A 24647-nucleotide genomic window follows, 5' to 3' on the forward strand; every position below is an offset into this window, starting at 1 on the left:
ATGAGCAGACAGGTGCCTCGTTCATCATAATGATGAACTTACACATGTAATTTCATGGATAAGATTTACTGGTATCAGTTTCTGAAAAAATTAAGTCGTAGTCTGAGCACCAAAATAGTTCTTTCGTATTAGATGATATAGTCAGAAAGAAAACTTTCTGCAATGTCCAGATATTAAAAACATATGGTGATATTTTTCATCGAAATGAGTTAAACGTTTCGATAAATAGGTTTTATTTATAAGTTGCTGTAATTGTTGTTTTTGTTATTTATTGTTAATAATAAACAACAGTAATAATAATGCTATTTTGAAAGATGAAAAATAGCGCGTGGGAGTACTTGAAGTTTTATTTTATTGGACTACTGCTTGCCTGCAGGCTGGGGTTCGTATTTTTAACTGAACGATTCAGCAATGGAATCTATAATTACTATGAATGTATTGTGCGGCTTTCAATAACTAAAAAATAAAGGCCAGTCATCATGGTGATAGACTGGCCACAGAGAAAAGAAGGTTATCGCCCGGCATTTTTCATAATACGTGCTTTATCCACCTGCCATTCGCGTTCTTTCACGTCGGAGCGCTTGTCGTGTTGTTTCTTACCTTTGGCGACGCCAATTTTTACTTTACACCAGGCGTTCTTCCAGTACAGCGACAGTGCTACTACGGTATAACCATCCCGATTCATACGACCATACAAAGAGTCGAGTTCGCGCTGGTTTAACAGTAGCTTACGGGTACGGGTGGGATCGCATACCACGTGTGTTGAGGCAACGGCCATCGGTGTGAAGTTGGCGCCAAACAGGAACGCTTCGCCGTCTTTGAGTATAACGTAGCTATCGCCGATGTTAGCTTTACCTGCGCGCAAGGATTTGACTTCCCAGCCCTGCAGAGCGAGTCCAGCTTCGAACTCTTCTTCGATAAAGTATTCGTGTCGTGCGCGTTTGTTAAGCGCGATTGTGGCTGAGCCAGGTTTGTGTGCTTTTTTCTTCGTCATAATGCCGCTCAGTATAGGTAATCTGGAATCGAAAAACACCCCATTTCATCCAGCGGGGCGCAAGGCGCTATCTTAGCACGAGTTGGGCTATAGCGTTTTTTTTAGCGAGTGATAAATGGTATTATTTGTGTGATTGATATTGATGGAAATTGTTATGCCTCAGATTAGCCGGACCGCTTTAGTACCTTACAGTGCGGAGCAGATGTATCAGTTAGTGAATGATGTTAAATCCTATCCCCAGTTTTTACCGGGGTGCACCGGTAGCCGCGTACTGGAGTCGACTCCGGGACAAATGACGGCCGCAGTGGATGTCTCCAAAGCAGGGATTAGCAAAACGTTCACCACGCGTAACCAACTGACCAGTAACCAGAGCATCCTGATGCATCTGGTCGATGGACCGTTTAAGAAACTGATTGGCGGCTGGAAGTTTACGCCGTTAAGCCAGGACGCGTGTCGCATTGAGTTTCATCTCGATTTCGAGTTCACGAATAAACTCATCGAGCTGGCGTTTGGCCGCATCTTTAAAGAGCTGGCTTCGAATATGGTGCAGGCTTTCACGGTTCGCGCGAAAGAGGTTTACAGTGTCAGCGTCGGCTAAAATTGTCGTTGAAGTGGCATATGCGCTGCCCGAAAAACAGTATTTACAGCGCGTAACGCTGCAGCAGGGCGCAACGGTGGAAGAGGCTATCCGCGCTTCCGGGCTGCTGGAATTGCGTAATGATATCGATCTCAGCAAAAATAAAGTGGGCATCTACAGCCGTCCGGTAAAGCTTGCGGATGTTCTGCATGACGGCGATCGGGTGGAAATTTATCGGCCGCTGATTGCCGATCCCAAAGAGCTGCGCAGACAGCGAGCAGAGAAATCCGCTAAAAAATAACAGACAATAAAAAAGGTGCTCATTGAGCACCTTTTTTTGATCTCTCAAACCTACTTGTTGTCGGTCAGGGCAGGTTTGTTATCAATGTTGGTCAATACGCCGCTGCTGTTAAAGGTCAGCGTCAGCGTTTGCTGAGTTACGCCTTCATGTCCAGGTTGCTGACGGAACACATAGAACCAGGTGTTTGTGCCAAAAGGATCGGACATCATCGGGGTACCCAGAGCATAAGCAACCTGCTGTTGCGTCATGCCTGTACGCACTTTGGCGACATCGGTCGGTGTCAGATAATTTCCCTGGTTGATGTCAGGGCGGTAAACCACTCGCTCCAGAGTGGAACAGCCTGCAGTCAACATCAGTAGTACTGCTGCAGCAGCAGTCAGCGTTTTACAGCGCATAGTGATTTGATTCCTTTTCGGGCCCGAGCAGTACGCGGCTCATATGTAATATGCCGATGATAATAGACCTTTCACCACTTTAAAACCTTTTGCTGTCGGGTCGGTCGGCGATTTTATGTTGAACTCAGACCTTCACAAGGGAAAAAAGTTTATGCCGCCAGCAGTTCTTTTGCGTTTGCGAGGGTATTGCGCGTGACTTCGCTTCCGCCAAGTAAGCGGGCTAACTCCTGCAGACGCGCGCGTTTATCAAGCGGTTGCATGTGTGTTTCCGTCATTGCGCCGTCAGTTTCCTTGCTGACATAGAAATGTTGATGACCACAACCAGCAACCTGCGGCAGGTGAGTTACGCACATAACCTGGGTTGATTCCCCCAACTGACGCAGCATTTTGCCCACGACCGCAGCCGTCGGACCGCTGATGCCCACATCAACCTCATCGAAAATCAGCGCCGGGGTTTCCATTTTACGTGCGGTAATAACCTGAATAGCCAGAGCGATGCGCGACAGCTCGCCGCCAGAAGCAACTTTCGCGATCGGCTGTAACGGCTGACCCGGGTTAGTGGTAACTTTAAACTCCACGCGATCGGCACCGTCCGCGCTCAGATGGTGCTCATCAAATTTTACATCAATGCAAAAGAGACCATGCGGCATCGAAAGGGTATGCATACTCTCGGTAATGAGTTGTCCCAGTTCCTCAGCATAATGCTGGCGCTGTTGGTGCAACCTTTTTGCTGTTTCCAGCGCCTGCTGGTGGTGATTGTTCACCGCCAGGGTTAAGGTTTCGAGCGAGTCGGCCTGATCGTCAAGTTGCTGTTGCTCATCTAACAAAGACTGATAGAACTGCGGCAACGCTTCCGGGGAGACGTGATGCTTACGTGCCAACGAGATTTGCTTTGAAATACGCTGCTCAAGTTCGAACAAACGGTTAGGGTCTAAATCCAGACGATCGCAATAGTGGCGCAGTTCATCGCTGGCTTCACTGAGCTGAATGGTTGCCTCTTCCAGCATATCCAGGATACCGGAAAGTTTGCCGTCCATGCCTGCGAGTTCAGTGACCAGGTGCTTTGCGGTGTACAATTGGCTCTGCAGATTGATGTCTTCGCCATCCGCGAGGATAGCCAGCGCCTGCTGGCTGGTGGTGAGCAATTGCCCGCTGTTAGCCAGACGCTTGTACTCTTCATCAATTTGCTCAAACTCGCCCGGCTGCGGGTTGAATTCGTTCAATTCTTTTAGCTGATATTGCAACAGTTCCGCCCGTGCTGCGCGTTCCTGACTTTGTTGCTGATGATGCGCCAGATCGCGGCAGCTTTGGTGCCATAGCTGATAGCGCGCGGTCATTTCCTGGGTCAGGGATGCTTCATTGGCGTAACCATCAAGCAGGAATTTTTGGTGTTCGGATTTCGTCAGAAGCTGGTGCGCGTGCTGACCGTGGATTTGAATCAGCAGCTGGCCCAGCTCACGAAGCTGTGACAGCGGAACGGCGGTACCGTTAATAAAGCCACGGGAGCGGCCGTCGCTGCTGATCACGCGACGCAGCAAGCACTCACGGCCATCTTCAAGCTGGTTCTCTTCCAGCCAGCGCAGAGCTGCTGGGGTGTCTTTTAAGGCGAAACGGGCGCAGAGGTCGGCTCGCGCAGCGCCTGCGCGCACCATGTCAGCGTCTGCGCGCCCGCCCAGGCACAAACCGAGAGCATCAATGGCAATGGACTTACCCGCACCTGTCTCACCGGTGATGACGGTCATGCCGTTCTGGAAATCGATCTCAAGTTCACGAACGATAGCAAAATTGCTGATGGTCAGTTGTGCCAACATAGCTGTTTTCCTGTATGAAAAACCATAACTGTAATTACATACAGTATAAACTGGTTTTTTATACAGTAAAGAGGTTGGCGTTAAATTAGAATAATTTTTTTGACCAGCCCAGTTTTGTACTTAATGTATTGAAATAGCTGTAATCTTTTGGATGTATCAGGTTCAGATGATAATCACAGCGACGGATCAATACGTCCTCCCCTTCCTGTATCGGCAGGGCGATTTGGCTGTCGCAGCTGATCTCCAGATCGCTACGGCGATGCGAGAAACGTAGACGAATGGTGCTGCTGCTATTGATCACCAGCGGACGCGCGGAAAGCGTATGCGGGAACATCGGTACCAGCGTAATAGCATCCAGGGAAGGCGTCAGAATTGGACCTCCGGCAGAGAGGGAGTAGGCGGTAGAACCGGTAGGCGTGGAGATAATTAGCCCGTCGGAACGCTGAGAGAAAGCAAAGATTTCATCGATATACACTTCGAACTCAATCATGTGCGCCACTTTGCCTGGATGCAGTACCACTTCGTTGATTGCGGTGCTGATGCGCTTCTGGCAATCCTGCTGGCATACCTGGGCTTCGAGTAAAAAGCGTTTTTCGCTGATGTAGTGGCCTTCCAGCACGTCGGCTAATTGTTGGTGGGCATTGTCTGGATCGAGGTCGGTGAGGAAACCGAGGTTACCACGGTTAATGCCGATAACCTTGATGTCATAACGTGCCAGGGTGCGCGCAGCGCCCAGCATATTGCCGTCGCCACCGACGACGACGGCGAGGTCTGCCTGCTGGCCAATCTCCGCGAGCGTACCGGTTTTCACATTTTTCAGCTGTAGCTCGTGAGCGATTTGTTGCTCCACGATAACCTCATAACCTTTGGTGCACAGCCAACGGTAGAGCATTTCATGTGTTGTCAGTGCAGTGGGGTGACGTGGATGCCCCACAATGCCAATACACTTGAAATGATTGTTCATTTTCTCGAGGTCCTTGTAACGAAGATTAGTGACAATGTGAGTACTTCCCTTGAAACCCTGAATCTTATCCCCATAATAATCCAGGTTAGCGAGATGAATGCGAAAAAACGCGGAGAAATTCATGAGTAGTAAAGAACAGAAAACGCCTGAGGGGCAAGCCCCGGAAGAAATTATCATGGATCAGCACGAAGAAGTTGAGGCGGTTGAACCAGACGCTTCTGCTGAGCAGGTGGATCCGCGCGATGAAAAAATTGCGAATCTGGAAGCTCAGCTTGCTGAGGCCGAAACTCGCGAGCGCGACAGCGTGTTGCGTATCAAAGCGGAAATGGAAAACCTGCGTCGTCGTACCGAACTGGACGTAGAAAAAGCGCATAAATTTGCGCTGGAAAAATTCGTCAACGAGCTGCTGCCGGTGCTGGACAGTCTGGATCGTGCGCTGGAAGTGGCGGACAAAGACAATGATGCGATGGCGCCGATGATTGAAGGTATTGAGCTGACGCGTAAGTCAATGCTGGATGTGGTGGCGAAGTTTGGTGTGCAGGTGGTTGCGGATATCGATGTGCCGATGGACCCGAACGTGCATCAGGCCATTGCAATGGTAGAGTCTGACGACGTTGCTGCCGGTAATGTGCTGATGGTCATGCAAAAAGGCTATACCCTGAACGGACGTACCATCCGTGCGGCGATGGTCTCCGTGGCGAAAGCCAAAGGCTAATCAGCCTCGGGCCGGGTAATGCTGATGCGCTACCCGGTCCGGACTCCTCTCACTGGTCCGATACGCTCTCGCGTAGCGGTGTAACCGGCAACACCTGTACCTGTTTGATCATATTGTCCTGCACGTCGAGAATATCGATATCGTACTGCCCAATACGCACTCGCGTGCCGGCAACCGGGATCTCTTCCAGCGCTTCAAGAATAATACCGTTCACGGTACGTGCGTCATCCTCCGGCAGGTGCCAGTTAAACGCCTTATTGATTTCACGAACGTTGGCGCTGCCGTCAATGATCACTGAGCCATCATTCTGCGGCGTCACCTCTTCGGCAAGCGTCGGTGACATTGACGTGGTGAAATCGCCGACAATCTCTTCCAGAATATCTTCGACCGTGACCAGCCCCTGAATATCGCCATATTCATTGACCACCAGACCCACTTTCTTCTTATTGCGCTGAAATTTAATGAGCTGGGTGCTGAGGGGCGTACCTTCCGGGACGTAATAAATTTCGTCAGCCGCGCGTAACATGGTCTCTTTGGTGAACTCTTTTTTCTCCGCCATTAATCGCCAGGCTTCGCGTACGCGCAGCATACTGATGGCATCGTCGAGTGAGTCGCGGTACAGCACAATACGACCGTGGGGGGAGTGCGAAAGCTGGCGCACGATTGATTTCCAGTCGTCGTTAATATCAATGCCGATGATTTCACTGCGCGGCACCATGATGTCATCGACGCTGACTTTTTCCAGATCCAGAACGGACAGCAGCATATCCTGATTACGACGTGAGATTTGGGAACGTGATTCATTCACCAGCGTTCGCAGTTCATCTTTACTCAGCGAACCGCTCACCACGATATCCGTTTTGATACCCATCATGCGCATCAGCAGACGGGTGATGGTATTAAGCAACCAGACCAGCGGCATCATGATGATTTGCAGGGGGGCCAGCAAAAAACTGCTCGGGTAGGCGACTTTTTCTGGATACAGCGCGGCAATGGTCTTTGGCAGTACTTCGGCAAAAACCAGCACCACAAACGTTAGCACCCCGGTGGCGATGGCGACGCCGGCATCGCCATACAGGCGCATACCGACAATAGTGCCAAGCGCAGAGGCCAGAATATTCACCAGGTTATTCCCGATCAGTACCAGGCTTATCAGGCGATCCGGCTTGCGAAGTAACTTTTCAACGCGTTTTGCCTGACGATTACCTTGCTTGGCCCGATGCCGCAGACGATAGCGATTCAGAGTCATCATTCCGGTTTCAGAACCGGAAAAATAGGCGGAAATGACCACCATAATGAGAAGCGTGACAATGAGCGTGGTGGTGGAGATGTGTTCCACGTAGGGTTCCTTAAAGATTTAACTCACGAACTGCTGCAGTATACGGCTGCCGAAATAGGCCAGCGTCAGAATGACTGCGCCTGCGACGTTAAACCATACGACGCGACGTCCGCGCCAGCCTTCATGGTAATGCCCCCACAACAGAACGATATAGACAAACCATGCCACGATAGAAAGAACGGCTTTATCAATATTTTCAGTACTGAACAGGTTATGCATGTAAAACAGGCCAGTACACAGAGTGAGCGTCAGCAGAACCACGCCGATCTGGGTGATATGAAACATTTTCCGCTCAATGCTCATCAGTGGCGGCATTTCATTACTGAACGCCAGTTTTTTGTTTTTCAATTGATAATCGATCCAGGCCAGCTGTAGTGCATACAGCGCGGCGATAATCAGCGTGGCGTAAGCAAACAGCGATAGCCCGATGTGAATCATCATGCCCGGTGTCGCTTCGAGATGAGTGATGAACTCGTTAGGCATAAACGTCGCGAAGGCGAGGTTGATCAGAGCAAAGGCGTAGACAATGGGCAGTAATAGCCAGCCACGGTTGCGTGAAGCGACGATAGTCATTACCGTGCAGATCATCAGGCTAACCAGCGAGCCAACGTTCAACAGGCTCAGGTTTTGTCCGCTTTCACCGCCGGGCAGGATACGCGCTTCCAGGGCGATAGCATGGCTTACCAGCGCGACGACCGCAGAAAGAATAGCCATACGCCGCCAGCCGCTGTTTTTTTGCAGCAGAGCGGGAATAATCAGCGCGAGGCTGACTGAGTAGGCGACAAGGGCGAGCAGAGCAAAAACGGGCATATTAGGTGTCGACAGTTGACCAGTGATAAAGAAAAGCAGTATAGCGTTACGTGACCGCTGCTCCAACCGTTGCATAACAACAAAGGCGGCTTCATGTTATACTGCGACAAATTTCTGTTGATGTGTCGCTGTCGCGACCGACCGTTTCCACCCCAGGCGAGAGACAATGTTTGATAATTTAACCGATCGTTTGTCGCGCACGCTGCGCAATATCAGTGGCCGTGGACGCCTTACTGAAGACAACGTTAAAGAGACGCTGCGCGAAGTGCGCATGGCGCTGCTGGAGGCTGACGTAGCGCTGCCGGTAGTGCGTGAGTTTATCAATCGCGTAAAAGAGAAAGCGGTTGGTCATGAAGTTAACAAAAGCCTGACGCCGGGTCAGGAGTTCGTCAAGATTGTCCGTAACGAGCTGGTTGCGGCAATGGGCGAAGAAAACCAGACCCTGAATCTGACTGCTCAGCCGCCTGCCGTCGTGCTGATGGCGGGCTTGCAGGGGGCAGGTAAAACCACCAGCGTGGGTAAGCTGGGGAAATTCCTGCGTGAGAAGCACAAGAAGAAAGTGCTGGTGGTCTCCGCGGACGTTTATCGCCCGGCGGCGATTAAACAGCTGGAAACGCTGGCCGAGCAGGTTGGTGTGGACTTCTTCCCGTCGGATGTCGGTCAAAAACCGGTCGATATCGTCAACGCCGCGCTGAAAGAAGCCAAACTCAAATTCTACGACGTGCTGCTGGTGGATACCGCCGGTCGTCTGCACGTTGACGAAGCGATGATGGACGAAATCAAACAGGTCCACGCTTCTATCAAGCCGGTAGAAACGCTGTTTGTCGTCGATGCGATGACCGGTCAGGATGCCGCCAATACCGCAAAAGCCTTTAACGAAGCGCTGCCATTAACCGGCGTGGTGCTGACCAAAGTTGATGGTGATGCTCGTGGCGGTGCGGCGCTTTCTATTCGTCATATCACCGGCAAGCCGATTAAATTCCTCGGTGTCGGCGAGAAAACCGAAGCGCTGGAGCCGTTCCACCCGGATCGTATTGCTTCACGTATTCTCGGCATGGGCGACGTGCTGTCGCTGATCGAAGATATCGAAAGCAAAGTTGACCGCGCGCAGGCAGAGAAATTAGCCAGCAAGCTGAAAAAAGGCGACGGCTTCGATCTCAACGATTTCCTTGAGCAGCTCAAGCAGATGAAAAACATGGGCGGTATGGCAAGCCTGATGGGCAAACTGCCGGGTATGGGTCAGATCCCTGACAATGTGAAATCGCAGATGGACGATAAAGTGCTGGTGCGTATGGAAGCCATCATCAACTCGATGACGATGAAAGAACGCGCTAAGCCGGAAATCATCAAAGGTTCCCGTAAACGCCGTATTGCTACCGGCTGCGGCATGCAGGTACAGGACGTTAACCGCCTTCTGAAACAGTTCGACGACATGCAGCGCATGATGAAGAAAATGAAGAAAGGCGGGATGGCGAAGATGATGCGGAGTATGAAGGGGATGATGCCGCCAGGCTTCCCGGGCCGCTAATTTCCCGGCTTGGCTCACTTGCTACTTCGGCACCGGGGTGTGCTCGCCATCCTCACGTACTGTGTGTACGCTGCGGTGGCTGCGCGCACGCCGGCACCGAACTCGCTGCGCCGCCGACGGCCTTCTACAGCAGAGTTATTAACTGTTGATTGCTTTTTTCCCAGAAATCAGTAAAATTTTCGGGCTTTTAATATGACACCGGGTCCCTTCCCTCGATGGGGCCCGGTGTTTTATTCACACAAGAGGATGTTATGGTTACTATTCGTTTAGCTCGTCACGGCGCTAAAAAGCGTCCGTTCTACCAGGTTGTTGTCACCGACAGCCGTAATGCACGCAACGGTCGCTTCATCGAGCGCGTTGGCTTCTTTAACCCAATCGCTAGCGAAAAAGAAGAAGGCACTCGCCTGGATCTGGATCGCATCGCTCACTGGGTTGGCCAGGGCGCGACTATTTCTGATCGCGTAGCTACGCTGATCAAAGCAGCAAACAAAGCAGCTTAATCTGTCACGGTGGTCATGATGAGCAAGCAACTCGCCGCGCAGGCTCCTGTGGAACCCATCGTTTTGGGGAAAATGGGGTCTTCTTACGGTATTCGTGGTTGGCTCAGAGTGTTTTCTTCCACTGAAGACGCCGAAAGCATTTTTGACTATCAGCCCTGGTTTATCCAGAAGGCGGGTCAGTGGCAGCAAGTACAGCTGGAAAGCTGGAAGCACCACAATCAGGATCTGATCATCAAGCTGAAAGGCGTTGACGATCGTGATTCGGCGAATCTACTGACCAATTGCGAAATTGTCGTGGATTCCTCGCAGTTGCCAGCGCTGGAAGATGGTTCCTACTACTGGAAAGACCTTATGGGCTGCCAGGTAGTGACCACTGAAGGCTACGATCTCGGTAAAGTCGTCGATATGATGGAAACCGGTTCGAATGACGTCATCGTCATCAAGGCAAACCTGAAAGATGCGTTTGGTATCAAGGAACGTCTTGTACCGTTCCTCGATGGGCAGGTTATCAAGAAAGTCGATCTCGCTACTCGTACTATCGAAGTAGATTGGGATCCTGGTTTTTAAACCACCGGATAAACGGTAAAAGTCGGCGTTATGGGGATTGGCTTGTGTTTATAGGTATCGTTAGCCTGTTTCCTGAAATGTTCCGCGCAATTACCGATTACGGGGTAACTGGCCGGGCAGTAAAAAATGGCCTGCTGAACATCCAGAGCTGGAGTCCTCGAGACTTTACTCATGACCGGCACCGTACCGTGGACGATCGTCCTTATGGCGGCGGACCGGGGATGTTAATGATGGTGCAACCCTTACGGGACGCCATTCATGCAGCAAAAGCTGCGGCTGGTGAAGGCGCAAAGGTGATTTATCTGTCACCTCAGGGACGCAAGCTTGATCAAGCGGGCGTCAGCGAACTGGCCACGAATCAAAAGCTGATTCTGGTGTGTGGTCGCTATGAAGGTATCGATGAGCGCGTGATTCAAACCGAAATTGATGAAGAATGGTCAATCGGCGATTACGTCCTCAGCGGTGGTGAGTTACCGGCAATGACGCTGATCGATTCCGTTTCCCGGTTTATTCCGGGGGTTCTGGGTCATGAAGCATCAGCAATCGAAGATTCGTTTGCTGACGGGTTGCTGGACTGTCCACACTATACCCGACCTGAAGTGTTAGAGCAGATGGAAGTACCGGCAGTATTACTGTCGGGGAACCACGCTGAGATACGTCGCTGGCGTTTGAAACAGTCGCTGGGCCGGACCTGGCTTAGAAGACCTGAACTTCTGGAAAACCTGGCTCTGACTGAAGAGCAAGCAAGGTTGCTGGCGGAGTTCAAAAAGGAACACGCACAACAGCAACATAAACATGATGGGCAGGCGTAAGCCCCCAATATCAGTTTACCCAGGATAAGAGATTAAATTATGAGCAACATTATTAAGCAACTTGAACAAGAACAGATGAAGCAGGACGTACCTTCCTTCCGTCCGGGTGATACCGTGGAAGTGAAAGTATGGGTTGTTGAAGGTTCCAAAAAACGTCTGCAGGCATTTGAGGGCGTGGTTATCGCTATTCGTAGCCGCGGTCTGCACTCTGCATTCACTGTTCGTAAAATTTCCAACGGCGAAGGCGTTGAGCGTGTCTTCCAGACTCACTCTCCGGTAGTTGACAGCATTGCTGTTAAACGTCGTGGTGCTGTTCGTAAAGCTAAACTGTACTACCTGCGTGAGCGCACTGGTAAGTCTGCTCGTATCAAAGAGCGTCTTAACTAAGATTCGCGCAAGCGACATCCTGTTAGAAAAGGGCTGGCCGAAAGGCTGGCCCTTTTTTTATCGCGATATTTACTGATGGGGAACAGACTGACTGCCGGGGAACTTTACATACTCTCTGGATACAGTCAGCCGGGGATGATTACGGTGTGGCGATCACGACCGCGACACGGCGGTTTTCAGCACGACCTTTAGAGGTCTGGTTACTGGCGATAGGGTATTTCTTCCCGAGTCCCTGGGTGGTCAGATTGGTACGGGGAATATTAGCGCCTTGTGCCCAGGCATCGGCCACGACATTCGCGCGTTTGAGCGACAGAGCCTCGTTGTAGCTGTCTTCGCCGTAGTTATCCGTATGACCATCCAGACGAGCATGGTTTAGCCCGGTAGCAGCCAGTTTGGATGCCATTTCCTGAATCTGCTTTTCACTTTCCGGACGTAGCTTATAGTCGTTTTTATCAAACAGGATATTGTCAGACAGGCCAAGAGACCAGTCTCCTGAAACTTCGCTAAATCCGTACGATTTCATAGCTGCAATTTGCTCTGGGGTAAATTTTCCCTGAGGTGCCTGACAGCCTGCCACGATCAGTAAAAGCAGAAAAAACGGTGAAAATAGGCGTTTTAACATGTGTGTAATTCCTTATTTAATAATGCGTTCAGAACGCAAATGTTTGGCCTGATACATATTTTGATCGGCAAGTTCTTGTAATTTCTCGGCAGAGGCATGTTCCCACGTCAGCGCAAAGCCAATGCTGAGTGTCATGCTTGCCAGATGACCATTGTGCAGGTCAAAAGGTCGGTTAAACGCTTGTGACAGTGCGGCACAGATACGCTGAACTTCGTATTCTGAGTGAACGCTATACAGCACCATGGCAAACTCATCGCCGCCAAGCCTGTAGGGGTGATGTCGATCACCTCCAAACTCGGACAGCCTTTTTGCAACTTCAATCAGGACACGGTCGCCCGCTGCGTGGCCCCAGGTATCGTTAATAAATTTAAAATTATCACCATCAAGGAATAGCAATGCAGAACTGCTGCGGGCAGCATCGTCGTTCATCAGGGCGTTAATGCTGCTGCGAAATGCGGCGCGATTTGCCAGTCCTGTCAGAGGATCATGTAATGCGGTACGCAAAAGCTGAGCGTTCTTTGCCTGCAACCGAAGTTGCCATTCCTCCATCTCGTCCAGCAGGCTATTAAAATCCTGGGCAAAAAGATGAAATTCTTCGATACGTTCTTCTGAAACACGTCGTGAAAAGTTACGGTTGGTACGGACATCATGTACCACCTCGGTGATATTTTGCAGGGCTTCTACTACGCCATTGTGCAAATAGCGAGTGAGCATTAATGCTATGCCTGATGCCAGCAGAATGCATCCGGTAAGAACGGCCAGCGACAAATAAATGAAATGGCTGATCACGCTATCGCGGGCAGTCAGGCGCACTTCACCAATAACATTGCCATTATGCAAAATGGGCTGCGTGACCGGTTGCGGAAACAGCCAGTGGCTGATCAAACCGCTGATCCTTTCAGTGGTGTCCTGCGCGTCATAGCGCCAGGTGGCGATCACGTTCTGATTTTTATTACGCACTTCCGCTACGGAAAACTGCCCTTGTTGCCCTAGTGCCGCCAGAGTTTCTGTTGCCGCAACACTGTCAGAAAAGACTAATGCAGCTTCAAGTGTACGAGTCATCGTGGCTGCGGTCAGGTCCAGGTTCTTTTGCGCATACTGTCTTAATGCCAGCACGGAGGAAATGCTAAGCAGTAGCCAGATCAACGTCATGGTGACCAGGACGCTGATTATGCTGATACGCCGTAATGTCCGCTTAAACGTCGGGCGTGTTATGGGAGAATGGCCCTTATCCATGCTTTTTATTCCGTGCAAGCATCAATACGTCTGGACTGACCCTTACGCCACTGCGTGAAAGGGAATCCATATTTACGGAAAATCTCACATCTTCATCTTTAATTATGAGGCAAAAGGCACTGCCAATAACGCATTCGGGATTCTGTTCAGCGATTAATAACAGTGCCTTTGTCGGATATTTATTCTTTAATTCCACCTGATAACCAGGGGATTCTTTTCCAAAATAAAAACCATCACACTGCGAAACTAATATTTCTTGTTCCGTACGAATGATGACGGGAAGATAGGGTAAAGCACCAGTACTGGTATCTCCCAGTACACTGGAAAAACGCGATGAAGAGAAAATACACAGTTTTGGTGGCCCGGAAAGTGCAGGCCAGTGTGTATAACTGACGATGCCGGAAACCATCGCGCGTACAGATTTTGCTTCTTCCGTAACGCTCTGGGCGTACAGCGGTAATCCGGTCAGGAGCAGTGCCAGTAGAAGTATGAGTCGGTAAGAATAGCTCATGAATAGTTACCTACCAGCGGTTGCCGTAAAGCGTCGAAATACACTCAAGATTGTTTGAGACAAAATAACATTATTTTCCTAAGTCGTCATTATTCCGGGTATAAAGCTATGGATAATTTAAGTTAAATCTTATGTGCATATAAAATATAAGTTATTGTTTAATTTAATCTTATAGCGGCATTACCTTCGTTTGCCCCTTTTTGCCAGGCGTTGTGTAACTGGTCAACATTTTCGACAGTATCGCAACTTGGGGGAAAGGTTTTCCCGGCCAGACCCCTGGCGTAAACAAAATCCTGCTGGCAGGTTTTACGTTGTCCCTCGGCGTAACCCTTAAGATATTCCGTACGATCGACTTCTGGATCATTGTAATTGTCGGCAAGAATTTCATTATCTTTAACCGCATAGCCTGAAATGGCATCGCGTATCCCGGCATCGTACCAGTCGGTGCCAGTCCAGGTAGGGGCGTGAGTATAGGGGTCTATCTGACATCCGCTAAGAAGTAGTATTAATAAGGTGCTGATGAGTTGCTTCATTGCCTGTGCTCCCGCGTTTTTTTAAGCATAGTGGATCTGATATCAAGATGATGTAAATTTAAATGTACACCAAGATAGGCTTTATTTAGTGCTTAATAGCGCGCTGTAAATTAAAATTTACGGATTATGGATTGAAATCTTTACCTGTTGTGATATCGTTATTTCCTCCTCGCTGAGGATCAACTATCGCAAACGAGCTAAACAGGATCACCATCATGCAAAAAGACGCGCTGAACAACGTACATATTACCGACGAACAGGTTCTGATGACTCCGGAACAGCTGAAAGCTGAATTTCCGCTGAGCCAGGCACAAGAGGCGCAAATCGCCCAGTCGCGTAAAACCATTTCAGATATTATCTCCGGTCGCGATCCGCGTCTGCTGGTGGTATGTGGTCCGTGCTCCATTCACGATCCTGAAATGGCAATTGAGTACGCTCGTCGATTTAAAGCCCTTGCCGCAGAGGTCAGCGATAACCTCTACCTGGTGATGCGCGTCTATTTTGAAAAACCCCGTACTACCGTTGGTTGGAAAGGGTTAATTAACGATCCTCATATGGATGGCTCTTTTGATGTTGAAGCTGGACTGAAAATTGCGCGTCAACTGCTGCTTGAACTGGTAAATATGGGACTCCCGCTGGCAACTGAAGCCCTGGATCCTAATAGCCCGCAATACCTGGGCGATCTGTTTAGCTGGTCGGCAATCGGTGCGCGTACCACGGAATCACAGACTCACCGTGAAATGGCTTCTGGTCTTTCGATGCCGGTTGGCTTTAAGAACGGCACTGACGGCAGCCTGGCCACCGCGATCAACGCCATGCGTGCCGCGGCGCAGTCACACCGTTTTGTCGGTATTAACCAGGCAGGGCAGGTAGCGCTGCTGCAAACTCAGGGCAATCCGGACGGTCATGTGATCCTGCGTGGCGGCAAAGCGCCGAACTACAGCCCGGCAGATGTTGCCCAGTGCGAAAAAGAGATGGAACAGGCGGGACTAAGGCCTTCCCTGATGGTAGATTGCAGTCATGGTAACTCCAATAAAGATTACCGCCGTCAGCCTGCCGTGGCTGAATCCGTGATTGCGCAAATCAAAGATGGCAATCGCTCGATCATTGGTTTGATGATTGAAAGTAATATTCATGAAGGCAACCAGTCTTCCGAACAGCCGCGCAGCGCAATGAAATACGGCGTGTCCGTAACCGATGCATGCATTAGCTGGGAAATGACGGATGCGCTACTGCGTGAAATTAGCCAGGATTTAAACGGCCAGCTGTCGGCGCGTGTAGCATAAGAGGTTGGTTATGGTTGCTGAATTGACCGCATTACGCGATCAAATTGATGAAGTCGACAAGGCGCTGCTGGATTTGCTGGCACGCCGCCTGGAGCTGGTTGCTGAAGTCGGTGAAGTAAAAAGCCGCTTTGGGCTGCCGATTTACGTGCCGGAGCGGGAGGCCTCTATGCTGGCTTCACGCCGCGCGGAAGCGGAAGCCCTTGGCGTACCGCCGGATCTGATTGAAGATGTGCTGCGCCGGGTTATGCGCGAGTCCTACTCCAGTGAAAATGACAAAGGATTTAAAACGCTTTGTCCTTCCCTACGACCGGTAGTGATCGTCGGCGGCGGTGGTCAGATGGGGCGTCTTTTCGAAAAAATGCTCACTCTGTCAGGTTATCAGGTGCGGATCCTGGAACAGCAGGACTGGGATCGCGCGTCGGAGATCGTCTCTGATGCAGGCATGGTGATCGTCAGCGTGCCGATCCACGTCACCGAGCAGGTGATCGCTAAATTACCGCGTCTGCCGTCTGACTGTATCCTGGTCGATTTGGCATCGGTGAAAAATGGTCCTTTACAGGCGATGCTGGCAGCGCACGATGGTCCGGTGGTGGGATTACATCCCATGTTTGGTCCGGACAGCGGCAGTCTGGCAAAACAGGTGGTTGTCTGGTGTGATGGACGTCAGCCGGAAGCCTATCAGTGGTTCCTGGAACAGATTCAGGTCTGGGGCGCGCGGCTGCATCGGATCAGCGCCGTTGAACACGACCAGAATATGGCGTTTATTCAGGCCTTGCGTCACTTTGCGACCTTCGCTTATGGTCTGCACCTGGCGGAAGAAAACGTGCAACTGGAACAATTGCTGGCGCTCTCTTCGCCGATTTACCGCCTTGAACTGGCGATGGTTGGACGCCTGTTTGCCCAGGATCCGCAGCTGTATGCCGATATCATTATGTCGTCTGAGAGCAACCTTGCGCTGATCAAACGCTACTATCAACGTTTTGGTGAGGCGATTGGTTTACTGGAGCAGGGCGATAAGCAAGCGTTTATCGACAGCTTCCGTAAGGTGGAGCACTGGTTTGGCGATTATGCGAAACGCTTCCAGAGCGAAAGCCGTACTTTGTTGCGCCAGGCGAATGACAGCCGTCCTTAAGTAAGATGCCGGATAAGCTTAGCGCCATCCGGCATTGTCACGTTAACTCGGATCGACCGGCACCACGTTCTCACTCGGGTAACATCCCAGCACTTTCATCGAACGCGTAATCTCCCCCAATTCCTTTAACGCCTTTTGCATTTGGGGGGATTCCAGATTCGCCTGGATATCAAGATAAAACATCTCTTCCCATGGATTGCCGTGAATCGGGCGTGACTCCAGTTTAGTCATAATCAGATTATGGTTGCGCAGTACCAGCAGCGCTTCAACCAGCGCACCGGCCTGTTGGCCTGTTGCCATCAGCAGCGTGGTTTTCGCCGGAACCTGGTCGGAAACATTGATAGCCTTGCGTGCCAGTACCACAAAGCGGGTGATGTTTTGTGTCTGGTTTGCTTCGATATGCTCGAGAACCTGCAAACCATACAGTACGCCTCCGGCTTCGCTCCCCAATGCGGCTACGCGCGGTGAGTTAGCTTGTGCAACTTTTTCCATCGCCGCTGAGGTGCTTTCGGTGTACTCAATCTTCCAGTGTGGGTAACGGCTCAGGAACTTGCTGCACTGTTGGAACGGCTGCGGGTGGCTGTATACCGTATCAATGGTCTCGAGATCGGTTGTGCCGGATACCAGTACGCAGTGGTCAATCGTAATAGTCATCTCGCCAACGATAGACAGACTGGTGTGCTGCAGCAGGTCGTAGACGTCGTTAATCCCACCGGAGCTGGTGTTTTCAATCGGGACCACCGCATAGTCAGCTTGTCCGGTTTCGACCTGATTAAAGATATCGGCAAATTTCGCGCAGCCGCTTTCAATGAATTGTTCAAAATGACGGGCAGCGTACTGACGTGCGGCGAGGTGTGAGTATGAGCCTTTTGGCCCAAGGAAGGCGACGCGCGCGGAATGGGGGTTAATTTTGTTCAGATGTTGCTGGAGCAGTGCCTGCTGCGTCAGGACGGAGTCTTCGATAATCAGTTGGAACAAGCGGGTGATATAGTGCGCGTCGAGATGATGCGCTTTGCCAAGCTGAATCAGCCGGTCTAACAGATCGCGTTCGCGGTCGATATCACGTACTGGACGATGTGAAAGCAGTTTAGCTTTACCGACTTCTACGGCCAGCCCACGCCGTTCAGCCAGCAGGGCCAGTAATTTTTCATCCAGCGAACTGATTTTATCGCGCAGCGCCAGCAATGGGTTTTCCGATGTCATAGTGTTGCCTTTCTTGTTATCAATAAAAAAGGCCCCCCGTTGTGGGAGGCCTTATTGTTCGTCTTCGCATTCTTTATCACACGACGAAACGCCTCCCATTCAGGGGAAGGTAAAAAAGAATGCGAAGAAGAACGGGACAAGTTTCATGTAATTTTCCTTTGGCTACGTCAGTAAAGTACCCGTACTGTTTTCACCCTGTCAACAAAAAACGCGCCCGAAGGCGCGTTGGCGATACACTCAATGTAAGGGACTACTCTTCTTCTGCTTCGACGAAGTTAGCTTCTTTGACTGAAGTTGTTGCACGACGGGCTTCGCCTTTGTGCTGCACTTTATTGAGCTGCCGTTCCAGCTTGTTGATCAAATCGTTAATTGCGGTGTACATATCCTCGTGTTTTGCGCTGGCGACCAGATGTCCGTTCGGTGTATTGATGGTGGCATCAGCAATGAAACCCTGTGGCTCCTTAGACAGAATGATATGTGGATTAATCAGATGAGTTTGCCATTTTTCAAGTTTGGCGAGACGGTCTGCGACATGCTGGCGAATTGCCGGAGTAATTTCCATTTGTTTACTGGTAATGTTCATTGTCATAAATTTTACCTCTTGTCTTTCCCGTCTTGGTGATTCCAGCATACCGTTCTTAATGTCAAAATGTGTGATTTAAATCACATTATTTTGTCGCTTTTTGTCAAGAAAACCTTTTTGTGAGGCACCGCAGGAACAAGCGATTTTTTACTTGAGGAATAGCAGAAAGCAGGCCATATTTGATGAGATGCGTTGGAGCTAAACCGCTTCAGTTATGGCGTAAACGGATAAAAAAACGGCAGCCCTTGGGGCTGCCGTTTTGCATTCTGAGGTAAATCAGGTGTTACTGCTGTTGGCGGCAATGATTTTCGCTACTTTTTCTGCCTGCGCATTCATTTGCATCTGGCGATAAGCGTTTTCCATTAACGGCAGAGCATCACGCGTTGCCTGGGTATCCGGGTAGTCGCGCAGCATGCCTTCCACACGGTTTACCACCGCCACCCATGCGCCACGGGCAGTGTAATATTCCGCAACGGAGTATTCATACTTCGCCAGACGATCTTTCAGGAACACCAGACGTTTAGTGGCGTCAGTGGTGTACTGGCTGTTCGGGTAGCCACGTACCAGTTTGGAAAAGTCATTAAACGCAGCTCGGGCATGTTGTGGATCGCGATCGCTGCGATCAACCCCAAAGAATCCTTGCAGTGCGCTATCATCCAACGCCATATTGGTCAGGCCACGCATATACATGACATAATCAATGTTAGGGTGTGTCGGATTAAGACGGATAAAACGATCGATGGCAGCCTGAGCAAGTGGCAGATCGGCGTTTTTGTAGTAGGCGTAGATGAGATCTAATTGCACCTGCTGAGAATACGGTCCAAATGGATAACGGTTATCCAACGCTTCCAATTGCGTTATTGCCTGTTTCCAGTTACCGTCCTGCAGCTTTTGCTGAGCAGTCGCGTAGATTTCATTTGGCGGATTATCGGGCACCTCTTCCTTTGAACCAGAGCAACCCGCCAAAAACAGGCTCAACGTGGCTGCTGCCACCAGATATTTCATGCGCGTCATGACGTTTTGACTTTCCTCAAAATGTTTTACGGGAGATTCTCTGTTCCTGCTCCCGGTTAAGACCAGCTACAATAGCACACTATATTAAACGGCAAAGCCGTAAAACCCAACGTTAAACAAAGAAGCAGTTTATGGCACAACGAGTAGAACTCACCGCAACAGTCTCCGAAAATCAGCTCGGTCAACGCTTAGATCAGGCTTTGGCCGAATTGTTCCCTGATTATTCGCGATCGCGCATAAAAGAATGGATCCTCGACCAGCGCGTGCTGGTAAATGGCAATCTTTGCGATAAACCGAAAGAAAAAGTGTTGGGTGGAGAGCAGGTCTCCATCAATGCAGAAATTGACGAAGAGGTTCGTTTTGAACCTCAGGATATCCCGCTGGATATCGTGTATGAAGATGATGACATTCTTGTTATCAACAAACCGCGTGACCTCGTGGTGCATCCGGGCGCAGGCAATCCTGATGGCACGGTATTGAATGCGTTGCTGCATTACTACCCGCCAATTGCGGATGTTCCTCGCGCGGGTATCGTCCATCGTCTGGACAAAGACACGACCGGATTAATGGTGGTAGCAAAAACCGTTCCGGCGCAAACGCGTCTGGTGGAGTCATTACAGCTGCGTGAAATTACCCGTGAGTACGAAGCCGTGGCGATTGGTCATATGACAGCGGGCGGAACCGTTGAAGAGCCGATTAGCCGTCACCCGACCAAGCGTACACACATGGCGGTACACCCGATGGGTAAACCGGCGGTGACGCACTATCGTATTATGGAACACTTCCGTGTGCACACGCGTCTGCGGTTGCGTCTGGAAACCGGACGTACGCACCAGATCCGCGTGCACATGGCGCATATCACCCATCCGCTGGTGGGCGATCCGGTCTACGGTGGTCGTCCGCGTCCACCAAAAGGCGCTTCTGACGAATTTATTTCCGTATTGCGTAAGTTCGACCGTCAGGCGCTGCACGCGACCATGCTGCGTCTGTATCACCCGATTTCCGGTATCGAAATGGAATGGCATGCGCCAATTCCGCAAGATATGGTGGAATTGATTGAAGTGATGCGCGCTGATTTCGAAGAACATAAGGATGATATTGCCTGGTTATGAGTAAGCTAATTGTCCCGCAGTGGCCGCTACCGCAAGGTGTTGCGGCATGTAGTTCTACCCGTATTGGCGGTATCAGTATGCCGCCTTATGATTCGCTGAATCTGGGCGCCCATTGCGGCGATAACCCGGAGCATGTCGAAGAGAACCGCAAACGACTGTTTGCTGCGGGCAATCTGCCTTCAAAGCCAGTCTGGCTGGAACAGGTTCACGGCAAGGACGTCCTGAAACTGACGGGCGAGCCGTACTCCTCCAAACGTGCGGATGCGTCATACAGCAATACGCCTGGTACCGTGTGTGCGGTGATGACGGCGGACTGTCTGCCCGTACTATTTTGTAATCGTGCAGGTACGGAAGTCGCGGCGGCCCATGCAGGTTGGCGCGGATTATGCGCCGGTGTGCTGGAAGAGACGGTGGCGTGTTTTGCCGACAAACCTGAAAACATTATTGCCTGGCTAGGCCCGGCGATTGGCCCGAACGCGTTTGAAGTGGGGCCAGAAGTCCGCGCAGCGTTCATGGCGCATGATCCGCAGGCGGACCTCGCATTTGTACCGCGCGCAGACAAATATCTGGCGGATATCTACCAGCTTGCGCGCCAGCGTCTGGCAAATGTCGGCGTGACGCACCTCTACGGCGGTGACCGGTGCACCTTCAGCGAAAGTGAGACTTTCTTCTCTTATCGTCGCGACAATACCACGGGTCGTATGGCAAGTTTTATTTGGCTGATATAACCTAAAGAATCAAGACGATCCGGTACGTGTAATTTTCTTTTCACATAATTCAGGTCATTCACCTTGAATAATTGAGGGATGACCTCATTTAATCTCCAGTAGCAATTTTGACCTGTTATGGGAGGAGTTATGCGTCTGGATCGTCTTACTAATAAATTCCAGCTTGCTCTTGCCGATGCCCAGTCACTCGCATTGGGGCACGACAATCAATTCATCGAACCACTTCATCTAATGAGCGCCTTGCTGAATCAGGAAGGGGGATCGGTACGTCCTTTATTAACCTCTGCTGGCATTAATGCCGGCCAGTTACGTACAGCCATTGACCAGGCGTTGAGCCGCTTGCCGCAGGTAGAAGGTACCGGCGGTGATGTGCAGCCTTCTCAGGATCTGGTGCGTGTACTGAATCTTTGCGACAAGCTGGCGCAAAAACGTGGGGACAACTTTATTTCGTCAGAACTGTTCGTTCTGGCGGCGCTTGAGTCACGCGGTACGCTGACCGATTTATTAAAATCAGCAGGGGCGACGACCGCCAATATCACTCAGGCAATTGAACAAATGCGTGGAGGTGAAAGCGTGAATGATCAGGGAGCTGAAGACCAACGTCAGGCCTTGAAAAAATATACCGTCGATCTGACCGAACGCGCCGAACAGGGCAAGCTCGATCCGGTTATCGGTCGTGATGAAGAAATTCGCCGCACCATTCAGGTGCTGCAACGTCGTACTAAAAATAACCCGGTATTGATTGGTGAACCTGGCGTCGGTAAAACCGCCATCGTTGAAGGACTGGCGCAGCGTATTATCAATGGCGAAGTGCCGGAAGGCTTAAAAGGCCGCCGCGTACTGGCGCTGGATATGGGCGCGCTGGTGGCCGGGGCAAAATATCGTGGCGAGTTTGAAGAACGTTTAAAAGGTGTGCTGAACGATCTCTCTAAACAAGAAGGCAATGTCATTCTGTTTATTGATGAGCTGCATACCATGGTTGGCGCAGGTAAAGCCGATGGCGCCATGGACGCCGGGAACATGCTGAAACCGGCGCTGGCGCGTGGGGAACTGCACTGCGTAGGCGCAACCACGCTCGATGAATATCGTCAGTACATCGAAAAAGATGCGGCGCTGGAACGCCGTTTCCAGAAAGTGTTTGTGGCTGAACCTTCAGTAGAAGACACCATCGCCATTTTGCGTGGTCTGAAAGAACGTTATGAGCTGCACCACCATGTGCAGATCACTGACCCGGCGATTGTTGCGGCAGCGACGCTGTCTCACCGCTATATTGCCGACCGTCAGTTGCCGGATAAAGCCATCGACCTGATCGATGAAGCGGCATCCAGCATTCGTATGCAGATTGACTCCAAGCCGGAAGAACTGGACAGACTCGACCGCCGTATTATCCAGCTCAAACTGGAACAGCAGGCATTAATGAAAGAGTCTGATGAGGCGAGTAAAAAACGTCTTGATATGCTCAACGAAGAACTGGACGACAAAGAGCGCCAGTATTCTGAGTTAGAAGAAGAGTGGAAAGCGGAAAAAGCCTCGCTCTCCGGTACTCAGACGATTAAGGCTGAGCTGGAGCAGGCGAAGATCGCCATCGAGCAGGCGCGTCGTGTGGGCGACCTGGCGCGGATGTCCGAGCTGCAGTACGGTAAAATCCCGGAGCTGGAAAAACAGCTGGAAGCCGCTACCCAGTCGGAAGGTAAAACTATGCGTCTGTTGCGTAACAAAGTGACCGATGCAGAAATTGCTGAAGTGCTGGCGCGTTGGACGGGGATCCCGGTTGCCCGCATGTTGGAAGGCGAACGGGAAAAACTGTTGCGTATGGAGCAGGAGTTGCACAGCCGTGTGATTGGCCAGAACGAAGCGGTTGAAGCGGTATCTAACGCGATTCGCCGTAGCCGTGCTGGGCTGTCTGACCCGAACCGTCCGATTGGTTCATTCCTGTTCCTTGGGCCGACCGGTGTCGGTAAAACCGAACTGTGTAAAGCGCTGGCAAACTTTATGTTCGACAGTGACGATGCAATGGTGCGTATCGATATGTCCGAGTTTATGGAGAAACACTCGGTGTCTCGTCTGGTCGGTGCGCCTCCGGGATATGTCGGCTACGAAGAGGGGGGGTATCTCACTGAAGCAGTGCGCCGTCGTCCTTACTCCGTCATCCTGCTGGATGAAGTGGAGAAAGCGCATCCGGATGTGTTCAACATTCTGTTGCAGGTGCTTGACGATGGTCGTCTGACCGACGGGCAGGGGAGAACGGTCGACTTCCGTAATACGGTGGTCATCATGACTTCGAACCTGGGCTCTGATCTGATCCAGGAACGTTTTGGCGAGCTCGATTACAGCCACATGAAGGATATGGTGCTGGGCGTTGTGAGCCATAACTTCCGTCCGGAATTTATCAACCGTATAGATGAGGTTGTGGTATTCCATCCGTTGGGTGAGCAGCACATTGCTTCTATTGCTCAGATCCAACTGCAGCGTCTGTATAAACGTCTGGAAGAGCGTGGCTATGAAATCCATATCTCTGACGAAGCGCTCAAACTGCTGAGTGCGAATGGTTACGATCCGGTATATGGCGCGCGTCCATTGAAACGCGCTATCCAGCAACAGATCGAAAACCCGCTGGCGCAGCAAATTTTGTCTGGGGAGCTGATTCCTGGCAAAGCCATTCGCCTGGAAGTGAACGACGACCGTATCGTGGCAGTGCAGTAAGTCACAAAACGATAATAAACGAGCCCTGTGGGGCTCGTTTTTGTTTAAAAACCAGGCAAAAATAGAAGGATTGAGTGAAAAGTAATCGTTTGATAAGTTTTTTGTATTTTTTACTTGTCAGCCTGAAATAACTCCCTATAATGCGCCTCCACTGACACGGAACAACGGATTACACGCCGCCGGGTCAGCGGAGAAAAGCGTAAATAAACGCTTGACTCTGAAGCGGGATAGCGTAATATGCACACCCCGCGCCGCTGAGAAAAAGCGAAGCGGCACTGCTCTTT

Annotated in this window: 27 protein-coding genes and 1 other annotated feature; of the genes, 13 read left to right on the forward strand and 14 right to left on the reverse strand. The window is 50.8% G+C overall.

Annotated elements, in window-relative coordinates:
- Positions 1-511: 511 nt before the first annotated feature.
- Positions 512-994 (reverse strand): SsrA-binding protein SmpB, encoded by a 483-nt coding sequence (gene smpB, locus AC534G_RS06125; protein WP_043017973.1) that lies wholly within the window; start codon positions 992-994, stop codon positions 512-514.
- Between the two features lie 154 nt (positions 995-1148).
- Here smpB and ratA point away from each other — a divergent pair, with 154 nt between their 5' ends.
- On the forward strand, positions 1149-1592 hold the full coding sequence (ratA, locus tag AC534G_RS06130; RefSeq protein WP_038642770.1) for a type II toxin-antitoxin system toxin RatA: 444 nt from the start codon (positions 1149-1151) through the stop codon (positions 1590-1592).
- A complete protein-coding gene (locus tag AC534G_RS06135; protein ID WP_038642768.1) occupies positions 1576-1872 on the forward strand; it encodes an RnfH family protein in 297 nt (98 codons plus the stop codon). Before ratA ends, AC534G_RS06135 begins: the two co-directional genes overlap by 17 nt.
- 50 nt (positions 1873-1922) lie before the next feature.
- On the opposite strand, the gene bamE is transcribed toward AC534G_RS06135, so the two are convergent.
- From bamE to nadK, 3 genes are all read right to left on the reverse strand, one after another.
- The gene (gene bamE, locus AC534G_RS06140; protein WP_003826401.1) at positions 1923-2267 is read right to left on the reverse strand and encodes an outer membrane protein assembly factor BamE; all 345 of its coding nucleotides are present in this window, start codon (positions 2265-2267) and stop codon (positions 1923-1925) included.
- 149 nt (positions 2268-2416) lie between these two features.
- On the reverse strand, positions 2417-4078 hold the full coding sequence (gene recN, locus AC534G_RS06145) for a DNA repair protein RecN (RefSeq protein WP_110497112.1): 1662 nt from the start codon (positions 4076-4078) through the stop codon (positions 2417-2419).
- Between the two features lie 85 nt (positions 4079-4163).
- Positions 4164-5042: an NAD(+) kinase gene (gene nadK, locus AC534G_RS06150; RefSeq protein WP_038642764.1), complete on the reverse strand. Its 879-nt coding sequence runs from the start codon at positions 5040-5042 to the stop codon at positions 4164-4166.
- A 121-nt stretch (positions 5043-5163) separates the two neighbouring features.
- On the opposite strand from nadK, the gene grpE reads away from it, so the two are divergent.
- A complete protein-coding gene (gene grpE / locus AC534G_RS06155) occupies positions 5164-5757 on the forward strand; it encodes a nucleotide exchange factor GrpE (protein ID WP_038642760.1) in 594 nt (197 codons plus the stop codon).
- A 49-nt stretch (positions 5758-5806) separates the two neighbouring features.
- Here the strand turns inward: grpE and AC534G_RS06160 are convergent, their stop codons facing one another.
- The gene (locus AC534G_RS06160) at positions 5807-7096 is read right to left on the reverse strand and encodes an HlyC/CorC family transporter (RefSeq protein WP_038642758.1); all 1290 of its coding nucleotides are present in this window, start codon (positions 7094-7096) and stop codon (positions 5807-5809) included.
- Positions 7097-7114: 18 nt separating this feature from the next.
- Positions 7115-7906, reverse strand: coding sequence for a cytochrome C assembly family protein (locus tag AC534G_RS06165; protein ID WP_042313291.1), 792 nt, complete (start codon positions 7904-7906; stop codon positions 7115-7117).
- Positions 7907-8072: 166 nt separating this feature from the next.
- Here AC534G_RS06165 and ffh point away from each other — a divergent pair, with 166 nt between their 5' ends.
- From ffh to rplS, 5 genes are all read left to right on the forward strand, one after another.
- Positions 8073-9434, forward strand: a complete 1362-nt coding sequence (gene ffh, locus AC534G_RS06170; RefSeq protein ID WP_110497116.1) for a signal recognition particle protein — start codon at positions 8073-8075, stop codon at positions 9432-9434.
- A 251-nt stretch (positions 9435-9685) separates the two neighbouring features.
- Positions 9686-9934, forward strand: coding sequence for a 30S ribosomal protein S16 (gene rpsP / locus AC534G_RS06175; RefSeq protein ID WP_003031228.1), 249 nt, complete (start codon positions 9686-9688; stop codon positions 9932-9934).
- 18 nt (positions 9935-9952) lie between these two features.
- A complete protein-coding gene (rimM, locus tag AC534G_RS06180; protein ID WP_003031230.1) occupies positions 9953-10501 on the forward strand; it encodes a ribosome maturation factor RimM in 549 nt (182 codons plus the stop codon).
- Between the two features lie 44 nt (positions 10502-10545).
- Positions 10546-11313, forward strand: a complete 768-nt coding sequence (gene trmD / locus AC534G_RS06185; RefSeq protein WP_003031232.1) for a tRNA (guanosine(37)-N1)-methyltransferase TrmD — start codon at positions 10546-10548, stop codon at positions 11311-11313.
- A gap of 39 nt (positions 11314-11352) precedes the next feature.
- On the forward strand, positions 11353-11700 hold the full coding sequence (gene rplS / locus AC534G_RS06190; protein WP_006687325.1) for a 50S ribosomal protein L19: 348 nt from the start codon (positions 11353-11355) through the stop codon (positions 11698-11700).
- A 139-nt stretch (positions 11701-11839) separates the two neighbouring features.
- Here the strand turns inward: rplS and AC534G_RS06195 are convergent, their stop codons facing one another.
- From AC534G_RS06195 to AC534G_RS06210, 4 genes are all read right to left on the reverse strand, one after another.
- On the reverse strand, positions 11840-12322 hold the full coding sequence (locus AC534G_RS06195) for an OmpA family protein (protein ID WP_038642755.1): 483 nt from the start codon (positions 12320-12322) through the stop codon (positions 11840-11842).
- A gap of 12 nt (positions 12323-12334) precedes the next feature.
- Positions 12335-13558, reverse strand: a complete 1224-nt coding sequence (gene dgcN, locus AC534G_RS06200) for a diguanylate cyclase DgcN/YfiN (RefSeq protein WP_110497118.1) — start codon at positions 13556-13558, stop codon at positions 12335-12337.
- Positions 13551-14069 (reverse strand): regulatory sequestration protein YfiR, encoded by a 519-nt coding sequence (gene yfiR / locus AC534G_RS06205; protein ID WP_038642751.1) that lies wholly within the window; start codon positions 14067-14069, stop codon positions 13551-13553. The genes dgcN and yfiR overlap by 8 nt, the downstream gene beginning before the upstream one ends.
- Before the next feature lie 158 nt (positions 14070-14227).
- Complete coding sequence (locus AC534G_RS06210) at positions 14228-14602, reverse strand: DUF2799 domain-containing protein (protein ID WP_038642749.1); 375 nt, start codon at positions 14600-14602, stop codon at positions 14228-14230.
- Between the two features lie 215 nt (positions 14603-14817).
- Between AC534G_RS06210 and aroF the strand changes: the two genes are divergently transcribed.
- On the forward strand, positions 14818-15888 hold the full coding sequence (aroF, locus tag AC534G_RS06215) for a 3-deoxy-7-phosphoheptulonate synthase AroF (RefSeq protein ID WP_042313300.1): 1071 nt from the start codon (positions 14818-14820) through the stop codon (positions 15886-15888).
- Positions 15889-15898: 10 nt separating this feature from the next.
- A complete protein-coding gene (gene tyrA / locus AC534G_RS06220) occupies positions 15899-17020 on the forward strand; it encodes a bifunctional chorismate mutase/prephenate dehydrogenase (RefSeq protein WP_038642745.1) in 1122 nt (373 codons plus the stop codon).
- A 42-nt stretch (positions 17021-17062) separates the two neighbouring features.
- Here the strand turns inward: tyrA and pheA are convergent, their stop codons facing one another.
- From pheA to bamD, 4 genes are all read right to left on the reverse strand, one after another.
- Positions 17063-18223, reverse strand: coding sequence for a bifunctional chorismate mutase/prephenate dehydratase (pheA, locus tag AC534G_RS06225; RefSeq protein ID WP_038642743.1), 1161 nt, complete (start codon positions 18221-18223; stop codon positions 17063-17065).
- 22 nt (positions 18224-18245) lie between these two features.
- Positions 18246-18371: a sequence feature (Phe leader region), on the reverse strand.
- Positions 18323-18370 carry a pheA operon leader peptide PheL gene (pheL, locus tag AC534G_RS06230; protein WP_100250063.1) on the reverse strand — a complete coding sequence of 16 codons (48 nt, stop codon included), beginning with the start codon at positions 18368-18370 and terminating at the stop codon, positions 18323-18325. It overlaps the preceding feature by 48 nt.
- A 102-nt stretch (positions 18372-18473) precedes the next feature.
- Positions 18474-18812, reverse strand: coding sequence for a ribosome-associated translation inhibitor RaiA (raiA, locus tag AC534G_RS06235; RefSeq protein ID WP_110497122.1), 339 nt, complete (start codon positions 18810-18812; stop codon positions 18474-18476).
- A 270-nt stretch (positions 18813-19082) separates the two neighbouring features.
- A complete protein-coding gene (gene bamD / locus AC534G_RS06240; RefSeq protein ID WP_005130417.1) occupies positions 19083-19820 on the reverse strand; it encodes an outer membrane protein assembly factor BamD in 738 nt (245 codons plus the stop codon).
- Positions 19821-19951: 131 nt separating this feature from the next.
- Between bamD and rluD the strand changes: the two genes are divergently transcribed.
- The 3 genes from rluD (at position 19952) to clpB (ending at position 24363) form a co-directional block, all read left to right on the forward strand.
- Positions 19952-20932, forward strand: a complete 981-nt coding sequence (gene rluD, locus AC534G_RS06245) for a 23S rRNA pseudouridine(1911/1915/1917) synthase RluD (RefSeq protein WP_038642740.1) — start codon at positions 19952-19954, stop codon at positions 20930-20932.
- Positions 20929-21660, forward strand: coding sequence for a purine nucleoside phosphorylase YfiH (gene yfiH, locus AC534G_RS06250; protein WP_110497124.1), 732 nt, complete (start codon positions 20929-20931; stop codon positions 21658-21660). The genes rluD and yfiH overlap by 4 nt, the downstream gene beginning before the upstream one ends.
- 129 nt (positions 21661-21789) lie before the next feature.
- On the forward strand, positions 21790-24363 hold the full coding sequence (gene clpB, locus AC534G_RS06255) for an ATP-dependent chaperone ClpB (protein ID WP_038642736.1): 2574 nt from the start codon (positions 21790-21792) through the stop codon (positions 24361-24363).
- Positions 24364-24647 lie beyond the last annotated feature (284 nt).

The sequence above is a fragment of the Citrobacter sp. CRE-46 genome (genome assembly GCF_059615875.1).

Coding starts and splice junctions, on each gene's coding strand:
- AC534G_RS06195 (WP_038642755.1), bottom strand. CDS start 12,322: ATGTTAAAACGCCTATTTTCACCGTTTTTTCTGCTTTTACTGATCGTG.
- bamE (WP_003826401.1), bottom strand. CDS start 2,267: ATGCGCTGTAAAACGCTGACTGCTGCTGCAGCAGTACTACTGATGTTG.
- dgcN (WP_110497118.1), bottom strand. CDS start 13,558: ATGGATAAGGGCCATTCTCCCATAACACGCCCGACGTTTAAGCGGACA.
- AC534G_RS06165 (WP_042313291.1), bottom strand. CDS start 7,906: ATGCCCGTTTTTGCTCTGCTCGCCCTTGTCGCCTACTCAGTCAGCCTC.
- rluD (WP_038642740.1), top strand. CDS start 19,952: ATGGCACAACGAGTAGAACTCACCGCAACAGTCTCCGAAAATCAGCTC.
- yfiR (WP_038642751.1), bottom strand. CDS start 14,069: ATGAGCTATTCTTACCGACTCATACTTCTACTGGCACTGCTCCTGACC.
- bamD (WP_005130417.1), bottom strand. CDS start 19,820: ATGACGCGCATGAAATATCTGGTGGCAGCAGCCACGTTGAGCCTGTTT.
- rimM (WP_003031230.1), top strand. CDS start 9,953: ATGAGCAAGCAACTCGCCGCGCAGGCTCCTGTGGAACCCATCGTTTTG.
- AC534G_RS06210 (WP_038642749.1), bottom strand. CDS start 14,602: ATGAAGCAACTCATCAGCACCTTATTAATACTACTTCTTAGCGGATGT.
- rpsP (WP_003031228.1), top strand. CDS start 9,686: ATGGTTACTATTCGTTTAGCTCGTCACGGCGCTAAAAAGCGTCCGTTC.
- pheA (WP_038642743.1), bottom strand. CDS start 18,223: ATGACATCGGAAAACCCATTGCTGGCGCTGCGCGATAAAATCAGTTCG.
- ffh (WP_110497116.1), top strand. CDS start 8,073: ATGTTTGATAATTTAACCGATCGTTTGTCGCGCACGCTGCGCAATATC.
- clpB (WP_038642736.1), top strand. CDS start 21,790: ATGCGTCTGGATCGTCTTACTAATAAATTCCAGCTTGCTCTTGCCGAT.
- recN (WP_110497112.1), bottom strand. CDS start 4,078: ATGTTGGCACAACTGACCATCAGCAATTTTGCTATCGTTCGTGAACTT.
- grpE (WP_038642760.1), top strand. CDS start 5,164: ATGAGTAGTAAAGAACAGAAAACGCCTGAGGGGCAAGCCCCGGAAGAA.
- yfiH (WP_110497124.1), top strand. CDS start 20,929: ATGAGTAAGCTAATTGTCCCGCAGTGGCCGCTACCGCAAGGTGTTGCG.
- tyrA (WP_038642745.1), top strand. CDS start 15,899: ATGGTTGCTGAATTGACCGCATTACGCGATCAAATTGATGAAGTCGAC.
- aroF (WP_042313300.1), top strand. CDS start 14,818: ATGCAAAAAGACGCGCTGAACAACGTACATATTACCGACGAACAGGTT.
- raiA (WP_110497122.1), bottom strand. CDS start 18,812: ATGACAATGAACATTACCAGTAAACAAATGGAAATTACTCCGGCAATT.
- ratA (WP_038642770.1), top strand. CDS start 1,149: ATGCCTCAGATTAGCCGGACCGCTTTAGTACCTTACAGTGCGGAGCAG.
- nadK (WP_038642764.1), bottom strand. CDS start 5,042: ATGAACAATCATTTCAAGTGTATTGGCATTGTGGGGCATCCACGTCAC.
- rplS (WP_006687325.1), top strand. CDS start 11,353: ATGAGCAACATTATTAAGCAACTTGAACAAGAACAGATGAAGCAGGAC.
- smpB (WP_043017973.1), bottom strand. CDS start 994: ATGACGAAGAAAAAAGCACACAAACCTGGCTCAGCCACAATCGCGCTT.